Origin of the sequence: Humibacillus xanthopallidus (assembly GCF_006717145.1) — a bacterium.
Taxonomy (GTDB): Bacteria; Actinomycetota; Actinomycetes; order Actinomycetales; family Dermatophilaceae; genus Humibacillus; species Humibacillus xanthopallidus.
In genome coordinates, this window is sequence record NZ_VFQF01000001.1 from 117,667 (window position 1) to 130,340 (window position 12,674).

Here is a 12,674-nt window from a genome sequence, read left to right on the forward strand (position 1 = left end):
AAGACCAGCGCGCCCAGCCCGCTGATCGAAAGGCCGCGCACCTCAACAATCGAGAGAGCAGTTCGTCGGCCTCGGGGTCCCGACGAAGTGCCCTTTCGATTGTCAGCGTGGCCAGCCTTCTGATCGAGAGAGCAGTTCGTCGGCTTCGGGGTCCCGACGGAGTGCTCTTTCGATTGGGTCAGGTGGGGTCGGCGGTGACGACGAGGGCTTCGTCGAGGCGCGCGAGGACACTCTCGGCCATTGCGTCCAGCTCAGCCACCGTGTCCACCTCAGCCATCGTGTCTGGCTCAGCCGCCTCAGCCGCCTCGTTTGCGGGGGTCGGCTCGTCGACCCACAGTCCCCAGCGCGGGGTTGATGGGTCGACGCCTGCGGCGATGACGACGAGGTGCACCGGCTCCGGGTCGACGAGGTCGAGGAGGTCCTCGAGACGCTCACCGAGGGCGTCCTCGACGAGCACGGCATCCCAGCCCTCCAGCTGGTGGGTCTCCGCGACGGCGAGCGCCGCCGACCAGCGCAGCAGGCGGTCGCGCAGCTGAGCGGAGGTGGGCGTGCCCGTCCACGGCTCGAGGGACCCGATGCGGACCAACCGCTCTAGCGCCTCCCCGTCGATCACGACCGCCCGGCCGATCCGCCGGGCCAGCGCCGCTGCGAGCGACCGACGCTGCTCCGGATCGGTCCCGGTGACGAGGAAGAGGCGCCCGCGGTCCGAGTCAGGGCCCCGGTCGCTCATCCCCCGAGGGCCGCGCTGACGACGTCCTTGGCCTCGGCCTGCACGCGGGCGAGGTGCTCGGGCCCCTGGAACGACTCGGCGTAGATCTTGTAGACGTCCTCGGTGCCGGAGGGGCGAGCGGCGAACCACGCGCTCTCGGTCGTCACCTTGAGGCCGCCGATCTTTGCGCCGTTGCCCGGGGCCTCGGTCAGCTTGCCCGTGATCGCCTCTCCCGCAAGGGTTTCGGCAGTGACGTCGCCGGGGGAGAGGGCGCCGAGCTTGGCCTTCTCCTCGCGCGACGCCGCCGCGTCGATGCGGGCGTATGCCGGGTCGCCGTGTCGGGCGGTCAGCTCGGCATAGTGCTGGCTGGGTGTCTTGCCCGTCGTGGCCAGGATCTCCGACGCGAGCAGCGCGAGGAGGATGCCGTCCTTGTCGGTGGACCAGACCGAGCCGTCGAAGCGCAGGAAGCTCGCACCGGCCGACTCCTCGCCGCCGAATCCCACACTGCCGTCGAGGAGCCCGGGCACGAACCACTTGAAGCCGACCGGCACCTCGAGCAGCGTGCGACCGAGGTCGGAGGCGACCCGGTCGATCATCGACGACGACACGAGCGTCTTGCCGATGGCCGTGCTCGCGGGCCAGTCAGGGCGCGCGCCACCGTAGAGGTACTGGATCGCGACGGCGAGGTAGTGGTTGGGGTTCATCAACCCGGCGTCCGGGGTGACGATGCCGTGACGGTCGGCGTCGGCGTCGTTGCCCGTCGAGATGTCGTAGGCGTCCTTGTTGCGGATGAGCGAGGCCATCGCCGAGGGGGAGGAGCAGTCCATGCGGATCTTGCCGTCCCAGTCGAGCGTCATGAAGGCCCACTGCGGGTCGACCCGCGGGTTGACGACCGTGAGGTCGAGGCCGTGGCGCTCGCCGATCTCGCCCCAGTAGGCGACCGAGGCGCCGCCGAGCGGGTCCGCGCCGATGCGGACGCCGGCGTCGCGGATGCGCGCGAGGTCGACGACGCCGACGAGGTCGTCGACGTAGGTGCCCATGAAGTCGTAGGAGCCGGCGTCGGCCCGTGCCTGCTCGAAGGAGACGCGCCGGACGTCCTTGAGCCCATCACGGATGAGGTCGTTGGCGCGCTTCGCGATGACCGACGTCGCATCGGTGTCGGCGGGTCCGCCGTGCGGCGGGTTGTACTTGAACCCACCGTCGGCGGGCGGGTTGTGCGACGGCGTCACGACGATGCCGTCGGCGAGACCCGTTGCACCAGAAGCCTTGCCGCGGTTGGCCCGGAGGATCGCGTGCGAGACCGCCGGCGTGGGCGTGAAGCCGTCGCGGTCGTCGACGAGCACCTGCACGCCATTTGCGACGAGCACCTCGAGAGCCGAGCGCCACGCCGGCTCGGACAGGCCGTGGGTGTCGCGACCGATGAAGAGCGGCCCGTCGAAGCCCTGCGAGACGCGGTAGTCGACGATGGCCTGCGTCGTGGCGAGGATGTGGTCCTCGTTGAACGCGGTGCGCAGGCTCGACCCCCGGTGGCCCGACGTGCCGAACGCGACCTGCTGGTCGGGGTCGTCGACGTCGGGGTGCCGGTCGTAGTACGCACCGATCAGGGCATCGACGTCGACGAGGTCCTCGGCCTGAGCCTGCTGACCGGCGCGCGGGTGGGTCATGACGGGTCTCCGTTCGTGGTCGTGACAGGGGCGGACGAGGCGTCGGCGGCGAGCGCCGGCGGGGCTGGCTCGTCAAGCGGGACGAGCCAGACGGTCGAGAGGCGCGGCACCGTCAGGTCAGCGGAGTACGGCTGCTGGTGCCAGGCCTCCGCCCGCGCCTCGACGACGACGCCGGCGCTGCTCGGCGCGTCGGGGTGGTAGCCCGCGGTGTCGAGCACGACTGTCCAGCGCCCGCCGCGCGGCAGCCCGATGCGGTAGGACTGCTGCGTCTCACCGCTGAAGTTCATGACGCAGGCCACGACCGGAGCATCGGTCGTCCGGTCGCCACGGCCGAAGCGCAGCCACGAGAAGGTGTTGTGGTCTGCGTCGTCGGCCTCGAGCCACTCGAAGCCCGAGCGGTCGGCGTCGAGCTCCCACAGCGCCGTGTTGCCCCGGTAGATCCCGTTGAGGTCCTTGACGAGGTTGTGCACACGGTAGTGCAGCGGCTGCTCGAGCAGCCACCAGTCGAGGCTGCGGCCCTCGGACCACTCCGACTCCTGGCCGAACTCGCAGCCCATGAAGAGCAGCTGCTTGCCCGGGTGGCACCACAGGTAGGCGAGGAACGCGCGCAGGGTCGCGACCTGCTCCTCGCGCGTGCCGCGCGACTTGCGCAGCAGCGAGCCCTTGCCGTGGACGACCTCGTCGTGGCTGATCGGCAGCACGAAGTTCTCGTCGAAGGCGTACATGAGCGAGAAGGTCAGCTTGCCGTGGTGGTACTTGCGGTAGATGGGCTCCTCGCCGAGGTACTTGAGCGAGTCGTTCATCCAGCCCATGTTCCACTTGAAGCCGAAGCCGAGACCGCCCTGGTCGGTCGGCTTCGTGACGCCCGGCCACGTCGTCGACTCCTCGGCGATCATGACGATGCCGCCGACGCGCTTGTAGGCGGTGCCGTTGGTCTCCTTGAGCAGCTCGACGGCTTCGAGGTTCTCGCGCCCGCCGTTGCGGTTGGGCACCCAGGCGCCCTCGTCGCGGGCGTAGTCGAGGTAGAGCATCGAGGCGACGCCGTCGACGCGCAGGCCGTCGATGTGGAAGTCCTCGAGCCAGTAGAGCGCGTTGGCGACGAGGAAGTTGCGTACCTCGGGCCGGCCGTAGTCGAAGATGTTGGAGCCCCACTCGGGGTGCCAGCCGAGCCGCGGGTCCGGGTGCTCGTAGAGCGGCAGGCCGTCGAATCGCGCGAGCGCCCACTCGTCGGTGGCGAAGTGGCCCGGGACCCAGTCGAGCAGCACCCCGATGCCGGCCCGGTGGAGCTCGTCGACGAGGTAGCGGAAGTCGTCGGGCCGGCCCCAGCGCGAGCTCGGCGCGTAGTAGCCGGTGACGTGGTAGCCCCACGACGGCACGTAGGGGTGCTCCATGACGGGGAGGAACTCCACGTGGGTGAAGCCGAGGTCGCGCACGTAGTTGACGAGGTGCTCGGCGAGCCCGTGGTAGCCGAGGTCCTGGCGCCACGAGCCGAGGTGCACCTCGTAGATGCTCATCGGGCCCTGGTGGGCGTTGGAGGTGCGCCGGTGCTCCATCCACTCGTCGTCGCGCCACGTGTAGTGCGTCTCCGTCACGATGGCGGCCTGCTTCGGCGCGACCTCGGTCATGCGCGCCATCGGGTCGCTCTTCAGCCGGACCAGCTCGTCGGGCCCGCGCACCGCGAACTGGTAGTTCATCCCCTCCTGCGCGCCGGGCAGGAAGAGCTCCCAGATGCCGCTGTCGCCGAGGGCACGCATCGGGTGGCTGCGGCGGTCCCAGTCGTTGAAGTCGCCGATGACGTGGACGGCCTTGGCCCGCGGTGCCCACAGGGCGAACGACACTCCCCAGACGTCGCCGAGGGGGCCGCCGTAGTGACGCACGTGCGCGCCGAGCACGGTCCACAGCTGCTCGTGGCGACCCTCGTTGATGAGGTGGCGGTCCATCTCGCCGAGCGTCGGTGCGAAGCGGTAGGGGTCGTCCTGCTCGTGGGCGATGCCGTCGCCGTACTCGACGAGAAGGCGGTAGTCGTGCGTGGTGCCGAAGTCGGGTGAGGTCATGGACCAGATGCCGTCCCGCACGTGCTGCAGGTCGACCCGCTCGCCGGAGTCGAGCCGCGCGCCCACGCGCGTCGCAAACGGGCGGTATGCCGTGATGGTCAGCCCCCCGGGCCCGACGTGGTGCCCCAGCAGGTCGTGCGGCTGCCCGTTGCGGCCGTGGAGGAAGGCGGTGATGGCGGCGTCGTCGAGCGAGGGGCCGGAGTTCTGGGGGGTCATGGCGTGCCTTCCTCGGTGGTGAGTCGCTCGACGGCGCCGAGCGGGATGGGCAGCCACGTCGGCCTGTTGCGGGCCTCGTAGACGACCTCGTAGAGAGCCTTGTCGAGCTCGAGGGCCTGCACGAGCGCGGTGTCGTCGGCGTCAGCCGGCCCCGCGACGGAGGCGTAGCCCTCGAGGAAGGCGGCACGGCAGGCCGAGGCCCAGCCGGTGGCGTCGCGGGACGGGTCGGCGAGGCCGACCGAGCCGGCGGCGTAGTCGAAGGAGCGGAGCATGCCTGCCACGTCGCGCTGGGTCAGGTCGGGCTGCACCCGTTCGGCGAGCGGGCGCAGGGGCTCGCCCTCGAAGTCGAGCGCGACCCAGCCGCGCTCGGGCACGTCGAGGACCTGGCCGAGGTGGTAGTCGCCGTGGATACGTTGCAGCGCAGGCCATCTCACGGCGCGCACCGACTCGATGACGTGCTCGACGGAGGCGGAGCGGGAGGCCAGCGCGGGCACGAGAGCCACCGCTGCGGCATACCTCGAGCGCATCGAGGCGACGAGCGCGTCGCGCGCGCTGTCGGTCGCCTCCACGGTGCCGAGCGCGTGGGCGAGGGCGGCGTGGATCTGCGCGGTGACGACGCCGAGGTCGCGGGCGCGGGCCGTGAAGTCGTGGCCCGAGGCTGCGGCGACGAGCGCGACCCGCCACGCGTCCTCGACCCCCGGGATGAACTCCTGCGCAAAGGCGAGGTCGCCGTGCTCGAGGCCCTCGCCGGACGGGTCGTCCCACGCGCCGCTGAGGTGGCCCACGGCCATCGGCACCCGGTCGGAGCCCTCCCTCGTCAGGGCCGACTGCACGACGACGTCGGGGTTGTCGCCGTGCTGCAGGGTGCGGAACACCTTGACGATCAACGGCTCTGCCGGCCCGCCGTCGGTGGTGAGCATGCGGCAGATGACGGAGGTGTTGGACTGCTCGCCGGTCAGCACCGTCGAGCTGCCGACCGAGCCGAGCACCTGCCCGGTCGAGCTGCCGCGGGCCAGCTCGTTGCTGCCGACGGAGGCCTGGGCCTCGTCGGACTGCCGCGACCGCAGGATCGTGTCGACGAGCTGGTCGACGTAGACGGGGTCGTGGGGGCCGTCGTAGACCCACCGCCGGCCGAGCACGCTGTGCTCCATGGTGCCGAGCAGCGCGTGCTCGCCGCCCTCGAGCGGCGCGCCCCGGTAGGTGAGCGGCACCTGGTAGACGACGACGGGGTCGGCGGCGGTGTCGGCGAGCAAGAGCGTCTCGATGCCCACCTCGCCCTCGGGGTCCTCGAAGCGGAAGCCACCCACGCGGCGCAGCACCGGGTCGTGGCCCTTGCCGTGGTACCAGCGCTGGTGAGGCATCCACGCGCCCACCATCTCGGTCTTGGTCGGCACGATGGACGCGCCCTTGTGCACGATCGCCATCAGCGGTTGTCCTCTCCGCCGCGAAGTTGGAGCCAGAAGAAGTCACGCGAGCCGAGCGTGAGCGTGACCCGGCCGTCCTCGGCCACCCACGGGAAGCCGCTCCCACCGAAGAGGTCGATGAGCTGTCGGCCCGACAGCGAGGACGGGAGCTCGATCGTCGCGGCCTGCGGCCGGCTCGAGAGGTTGTTGACGCAGAGCACCGCCTCGGCCGGGTCGTCGCCCTGCGCCTCCATGACGCGGGTGAAGGCGAGGATGTGGTCGTTGTCGGCCGGGACCACCTCGAACGTACCGAGCCCGAAGACGGGGTGGCGCGACCGCACCTGGAGCATGCCGCGCAGCCAGTGGAGCAGGGACGCCGACGAGGCCATCTGCGCCTCGACGTTCACGTTGTTGTAGTGGTAGACGAGGCTGCTGATGACCGGCAGGTAGAGCTTGCCCGGGTCGACGCTCGAGAAGCCGGCGTTGCGGTCGGGTGTCCACTGCATCGGCGTGCGCACCGCGTCGCGGTCGGTCAGCCAGATGTTGTCGCCCATGCCGATCTCGTCGCCGTAGTAGAGGCAGGGGGAGCCGGGCAGCGAGAGCACGAGCGCATGGATGAGCTCGATCTCGGGGCGCGAGTTGTCGAGCAGGGGAGCGAGCCGGCGCCGGATGCCGACGTTGGCGCGCATGCGCGGGTCGGGGGCGTACCAGCCGTACATCGCCGCGCGCTCCTCCGGCGTCACCATCTCGAGCGTCAGCTCGTCGTGGTTGCGCAGGAAGGTGCCCCACTGGGTGCCGGCCGGGATGGCGGGGGTGTCGGCGAGGACCTCGATGATCGGCTGCGCCGTCTCCTCGCGGAGGGAGTAGTAGAGCCGCGGCATGACCGGGAAGTGGAAGCACATCTGGCACTCCGGCGCCTCCTCGGTGCCGAAGTAGTCGACGACCTCCGCCGGCGGCTGGTTGGCCTCGGCGAGCAGGATCCGTCCGGGGTACTCCTTGTCGACCATGGCGCGCAGCTTCGCGAGGAACTCGTGGGTGCGCGGGAGGTTCTCGCAGTTGGTGCCCTCCTCCTCGAAGAGGTAGGGGACGGCGTCGAGCCGGAAGCCGTCGATGCCGAGGTCCATCCAGAAGCGCACGATGTCGAACATCGCCTCCTGCACGGCCTCGTTCTCGAAGTTGAGGTCGGGCTGGTGGCTGAAGAAGCGGTGCCAGAAGAACTGCCGCCGCACAGGGTCGAAGGTCCAGTTCGAGACCTCGGTGTCGACGAAGATGATGCGCGCGTCGTCGTAGCCGTCGTCGGTGTCGGACCACACGTAGAAGTCGCCGAAGGGGCCGTCGGGCTCGGCGCGGCTCGCCTGGAACCACGGGTGCTGGTCGCTCGTGTGGTTCATCACGAGGTCGGTGACGATGCGGATGCCGCGGGCGTGGGCCTGCGAGACGAGCTCGGTGAACTCCGGCAGGGTGCCGAACTCCGGCAGCACCGCCTTGTAGTCGGAGATGTCGTAGCCGCCGTCGCGCAGCGGCGACGCGTAGAAGGGCGGCAGCCAGAGGCAGTCGACGCCGAGCCACTGGAGGTAGTCGAGGCGCTGGATGAGCCCCGTGAAGTCGCCCGCGCCCACCCCCTTGGAGTCGGCGAAGGCGCGGACCAGCACCTCGTAGAAGACGGCCTTGCGGAACCACTGCGGGTCGTGCTTCAGCCCCGGCTGGGAGAGGTTGAGTCCCTGCATGCGGTCAGTGGCTCCTCACGCTGATGACGTGGACCGGCTCGCTGTCGGGGCCGAGCCTCACGAAGTTGTCCTGGCGCCACTGCCAGGTCTGGTTGGTGATGTGGTCGTGCGCGTCGAACGACGACCACGTCGCCATACCCAGCGCCTCCAGGTCGAGGTGCACCCACGTCTCACGCGTCGCGTGCGGGTCGAGGTTGGCGATGACGATCACGGTGTCGCGCTCGCCGGTCGCGCGGTCAACGATGCGGCTCTTGCTGAAGACCATGACGAACTCGTCGTCGGCGGCGTGGAAGCGCAGGTTGCGCATCCACCGCAGGGCAGGGTGCCACCCGCGAATGTCGTTGAGCCGCTTGAGATACCACGCGAGCGATCGGCTCTCGAGCGGGCCGCCCGGCTCGTAGAGATACCACTGGCGGTCCTTGTACTCGTACTTCTCGTTGTCGATCTGCTCCTCGGCGCCGGGCCGGGCCACGTGCTCCATGAGCTCGTAGCCGGCGTAGATGCCGTAGGTCGGCACCATCGTCGCGGCCAGCGCCGCGCGCAGCTTCCAGGCCGTCGGTCCGCCGTACTGCATGTAGGGCGTGAGGATGTCGTGGGTCGTCGGCCAGAACGACGGACGCATGTATGCCGCCCCGTCGCCTGCCAGCTCGCGGCCGTACTCCTCGAGCTCCCACTTCTCGTTGCGCCAGGCGTAGTAGGTGTAGCTCTGCTGGAAGCCGGCCTTGGCCAGCTGGTGCATCATCGCCGGCTTCGTGAACGCCTCGGAGAGCCAGATCGTGTCGGGGTGCTCGAGCGCGACATCGGCAATCAGCCACTGCCAGAAGCCAACCGGCTTGGTGTGGGGGTTGTCGACACGGAAGATGCGCACGCCGTGGTCGAGCCACACCTGGATGACCCGGCGCACCTCCGCGTAGGCCTCGGCGGGGTCGTTGTCGAAGTTGAGCGGGTAGATGTCCTGGTACTTCTTGGGCGGGTTCTCGGCGTAGGCGATCGTGCCGTCGGCCCGTGTGGTGAAGAGCGAGGGGTGGGTCTGCACCCACGGGTGGTCGGGTGAGGCCTGCAGGGCGATGTCGAGCGCCACCTCGAGGCCGTTGCGGGCGGCCTCGGCCACGAAGAAGTCGAAGTCCTCGAAGGTGCCGAGGTCGGGGTGGATCGCGTCGTGCCCGCCGTCGGGCGAGCCGATGGCATAAGGGGATCCGGGGTCGCCGGGCACCGCGGCGAGGCTGTTGTTGCGGCCCTTGCGCGCCGTCGTGCCGATGGGGTGGATGGGCGTCAGGTAGATGACGTCGAAGCCCATCTCGGCGATGGCGGGCAGGCGCAGCGACGCCGAGCGGAAGGTGCCCGAGACCCACAGGCCCGTCTCCGGGTCGACGTGGCACCCCTCGGAGCGGGGGAAGATCTCGTACCACGCGCCGTAGAGCGCGCGCTCGCGCTCGACGAGCAGGGCGTACTCGGGGGAGGGGGAGACGAACTCGCGCAGCGGCATGATCGCGGCGAGTCCCTGGATCTCCGGCGAGGTCGCCGCGCCGAAGCGGTGGGCGGCCGGGCGCGAGGTGTCGCGCAGCGCGTGCGCCCCCTTGTCGATCTCGGAGGCGTCGGCCCCCTGGCCGCGCACGGCGTCGGCGAAGCGCTCGAGCACGAGCACGCCCTCCGCGCACATGAGCTCCTCGTCGACCCCGGCCGCGATCTTGATGCCGGCGTCGTGCACCCACGTCGCATACGGGTCGGACCAGCCCTCGACCCGGTAGGTCCACCAGCCCTGCGCGTCAGCAACGACGGTCGTCGACCACTCCGACGTGCCGGGGTTGTCGCACTGCATGGCGAAGTAGTGCTGGCCGCCGTCAGGGTCGGTGAGCACCGCCGTCGCGTTGACGGCGTCGTGGCCCTCACGGAAGACCTTGGCGCGCACGTCGAACTCCTCGCCGACGACCGACTTCGCCGGTCTCGTGCCCCCGTCGACGAGCGGACGGACGTCGCTCACGGGGATGCGTCCCATGGGGAGCGCGCCACCCGGCATACCGGCGACGGTGGGGGGCGTGCTCGCGGGATGCTCCGGGGCCAGGTGCACGGCCCCCGCCTCACCCTCGTCGATCACCGCGGCCCGCGCTGAGGGGGTCGCATCAGGGCGCGGACGCCGGGGCTTGTTCGGACGGGACTTCGTTGGTCTGCCGCTCACGGAGTCGACCGTATCGAAAAGCCGGGCGCACCGACATGAGGCAGCGCAGGAGCGCCTGTGCCGTCCCGAGGGCTGAAACGGTGTCTGCAAGGTCTGCAAGAAGCCGTCAGGCCGACCCCTATGCTTCTCCTCGTGAAGGCCATCCGACGCTTCAACGTCCGCACCGTCCTGCCCTCCCGCATCGAGGGGCTCGGCGTGCTCGCCAGCAACCTGCGCTGGTCGTGGCACCCGCCGACCCGTGACCTCTTCGAGAGCATCGACCCGCGCCGCTGGGTCGAAGCCGGCGAAGACCCGGTCAAGCTCCTCTCGCGCCTGTCTTCCGACGAGCTCGCCGCTCTCGCCGCCGACGACGACTTCGTCAGCAGCGTCGTGGCCGCCAACGAGGACCTCCACCACTACCAGACCGACGAGCGCTGGTACCAGCGGTGGAGCCGCGAGCAGGAGGCTGCGGGCAAGGCCGCCCCGAGTGCCATCGCCTACTTCAGCCCCGAGTTCGGCATCACCGCAGTGCTGCCGCAGTACTCCGGCGGCCTCGGCATCCTCGCCGGCGACCACCTCAAGACCGCCTCGGACCTCGGCGTGCCGATCGTCGGCGTCGGTCTCTTCTACAAGACCGGCTACTTCAAGCAGGCGCTCTCGCGTGACGGCTGGCAGGTCGAGACCTACCCCGTGCTCGACCCCGACGGTCTGCCGCTCGCGCTGCTGCGCGAGCCGGACGGCACTCCCGCCGTCGTCACGATCGACCTCCCGGCCGGTCGCCAGCTGCACGCCCACGTCTGGAAGGCGCAGGTCGGCCGCGTGCCCCTGCTGCTGCTCGACTCCGACGTGCCCGGCAACGACGAGACGACCCGCGCGGTCACCGAGACCCTCTACGGCGGCGGTGGCGACACCCGCCTCGAGCAGGAGCTGCTGCTCGGCATCGGCGGCGTGCGTGCGCTGCGCCTCTGGTCGCGCCTCTCGGGCGCCCCGACGCCGGAGGTCTACCACACCAACGAGGGCCACGCCGGCTTCCTCGGCGTCGAGCGCATCGCCGAGCTCGTGCGCGACCACGACCTGACCTTCGACGAGGCCCTCGAAGCGGTCCGCGCCGCAACGGTGTTCACGACGCACACCCCCGTCCCGGCCGGCATCGACCGGTTCGACGCCGCGAAGATCAACCTCTTCTTCGGCGGCCCCCGCGCCATCCCCGGCGTGCCCGTCGACCGCCTCCTCGCCCTCGGTGCCGAGGACTACGCGGGCGGCCAGCCCGGCATCTTCAACATGGCCGTCATGGGCCTCCGTCTCGCCCAGCGCGCCAACGGTGTCTCGCAGCTGCACGGCGTCGTGAGCCGCGAGATGTTCGACGGACTCTGGCCGGGCTTCGACGACGTCGAGGTGCCGATCACCAGCATCACCAACGGTGTCCACGCCCCGACGTGGGTCGATCGCTCGGTCTACGACGTCGCCCGCAAGCACCTCGGCACCGCCGACGTCGCGCGCGCCGACCTCTGGCACCGCATCGACGAGGTGCCCGCCGACGCCGTGTGGAGCACGAAGCGCGAGATGCGCGAGAAGCTCGTGCTCGACGCCCGCCGTCGCGTCAAGTCCTCGTGGCACAAGCGCGGCGCGAGCGACGCCGAGCTCGGCTGGGTCGATGACGTGCTGAGCCCCGACGTGCTGACGATCGGCTTCGCCCGGCGCGTGCCGACCTACAAGCGGCTCACCCTCATGTTGCGTGACCCCGAGCGGCTGAAGCGCCTCCTGCTCCATCCGGAGCGCCCGGTGCAGCTCATCATCGCCGGCAAGTCGCACCCTGCCGACGAGACGGGCAAGCGCCTCATCCAGGAGATGGTGCGCTTCGCCGACGACCCCGAGGTGCGCCACCGCATCGTCTTCCTGCCCAACTACGACATCGCCATGGCGCAGCACCTCTACCCGGGCTGCGACGTCTGGCTCAACAACCCGCTGCGACCCTTCGAGGCGTGCGGCACGTCGGGCATGAAGGCGGCGCTCAACGGTGGGCTCAACCTCTCGATCCTCGACGGCTGGTGGGACGAGTGGTTCGACGGTCGCAACGGCTGGGCGATCCCGACCGCCGACGGCGTCGAGGACCCCGACCACCGTGACGACATCGAGGCGGCCGCACTCTACGACCTCATCGAGAACGACGTTGCGGCGAAGTTCTACGACCGCGACGACGCCGGCCTGCCGCAGGGCTGGATCGCGATGATGATCCACACCCTCAAGACCCTCGGTCCCAAGGTGCTGGCCAGCCGCATGGTCGAGGACTACACGGTGCAGCTCTACAGCCCGGCCGCCGGGGCGGGCCGCGCCCTCGATGGTCCGACGTTCGCCGGCGCCAAGGACCTCGCGGCCTACAAGGCCAAGGTCCGCGCCGCGTGGCCGAGCGTCAAGGTCGAGCACGTCGAGCCGTCAGGCGTCTCCGACTCGCCGCTCATCGGCGACACCCTCGACGTCAAGACCTACGTCGACCTCGGGGGCCTCGAGCCCGACGAGGTCGAGGTGCAGCTCGTGCACGGTCACGTCACCGACACCGACGAGATCTGGGGCACGGAGGTCGCGCCCCTGTCGCTCGTCGAGTCCTACGACGGCGGTCGGCACCAGTTCGCCGGCTCGCAGTCGCTGCGCCGCACCGGGTCCTTCGGCTACAGCGTGCGCGTCGTGCCGAAGCACCCCGCGCTCGCGACCTCGGCCGAGCTGGGGCTCGCCCGCAACGCCTGAGTCC

The 12,674-nt window shown here is 70.4% G+C and carries 7 protein-coding genes; 1 reads left to right on the plus strand and 6 read right to left on the minus strand.

Translation table 11 applies throughout. The features are described 5' to 3' along the window. Positions 1–178: 178 nt before the first annotated feature. From FHX52_RS00510 to FHX52_RS00535, 6 genes are read right to left on the minus strand one after another with little or no spacing between them, the layout of a single operon-like run. Complete coding sequence (locus tag FHX52_RS00510) at positions 179–730, minus strand: hypothetical protein (RefSeq protein ID WP_141818983.1); 552 nt, start codon at positions 728–730, stop codon at positions 179–181. Beyond that, a complete protein-coding gene (gene pgm / locus FHX52_RS00515) occupies positions 727–2,373 on the minus strand; it encodes a phosphoglucomutase (alpha-D-glucose-1,6-bisphosphate-dependent) (RefSeq protein ID WP_141818985.1) in 1,647 nt (548 codons plus the stop codon). Before pgm ends, FHX52_RS00510 begins: the two co-directional genes overlap by 4 nt. After that, positions 2,370–4,643 (minus strand): 1,4-alpha-glucan branching protein GlgB, encoded by a 2,274-nt coding sequence (gene glgB, locus FHX52_RS00520; protein WP_141818988.1) that lies wholly within the window; start codon positions 4,641–4,643, stop codon positions 2,370–2,372. The genes pgm and glgB overlap by 4 nt, the downstream gene beginning before the upstream one ends. Beyond that, positions 4,640–6,067 carry a maltokinase N-terminal cap-like domain-containing protein gene (locus tag FHX52_RS00525; RefSeq protein ID WP_141818990.1) on the minus strand — a complete coding sequence of 476 codons (1,428 nt, stop codon included), beginning with the start codon at positions 6,065–6,067 and terminating at the stop codon, positions 4,640–4,642. The genes glgB and FHX52_RS00525 overlap by 4 nt, the downstream gene beginning before the upstream one ends. Next, positions 6,067–7,773, minus strand: coding sequence for a maltose alpha-D-glucosyltransferase (gene treS, locus FHX52_RS00530; protein WP_141818992.1), 1,707 nt, complete (start codon positions 7,771–7,773; stop codon positions 6,067–6,069). Before treS ends, FHX52_RS00525 begins: the two co-directional genes overlap by 1 nt. 4 nt (positions 7,774–7,777) lie before the next feature. Continuing rightward, a complete protein-coding gene (locus tag FHX52_RS00535; protein ID WP_185747196.1) occupies positions 7,778–9,790 on the minus strand; it encodes a maltotransferase domain-containing protein in 2,013 nt (670 codons plus the stop codon). 291 nt (positions 9,791–10,081) lie between these two features. On the opposite strand from FHX52_RS00535, the gene glgP reads away from it, so the two are divergent. Then, positions 10,082–12,670: an alpha-glucan family phosphorylase gene (glgP, locus tag FHX52_RS00540; RefSeq protein WP_141818996.1), complete on the plus strand. Its 2,589-nt coding sequence runs from the start codon at positions 10,082–10,084 to the stop codon at positions 12,668–12,670. Positions 12,671–12,674: the final 4 nt, after the last annotated feature.

What these genes read in the sequence shown, in the direction of transcription:
- FHX52_RS00510 (WP_141818983.1), bottom strand. Translation starts at nt 730, where the DNA reads ATGAGCGACCGGGGCCCTGACTCGGACCGCGGGCGCCTCTTCCTCGTC.
- pgm (WP_141818985.1), bottom strand. Translation starts at nt 2,373, where the DNA reads ATGACCCACCCGCGCGCCGGTCAGCAGGCTCAGGCCGAGGACCTCGTC.
- glgB (WP_141818988.1), bottom strand. Translation starts at nt 4,643, where the DNA reads ATGACCCCCCAGAACTCCGGCCCCTCGCTCGACGACGCCGCCATCACC.
- FHX52_RS00525 (WP_141818990.1), bottom strand. Translation starts at nt 6,067, where the DNA reads ATGGCGATCGTGCACAAGGGCGCGTCCATCGTGCCGACCAAGACCGAG.
- treS (WP_141818992.1), bottom strand. Translation starts at nt 7,773, where the DNA reads ATGCAGGGACTCAACCTCTCCCAGCCGGGGCTGAAGCACGACCCGCAG.
- FHX52_RS00535 (WP_185747196.1), bottom strand. Translation starts at nt 9,790, where the DNA reads ATGCCGGGTGGCGCGCTCCCCATGGGACGCATCCCCGTGAGCGACGTC.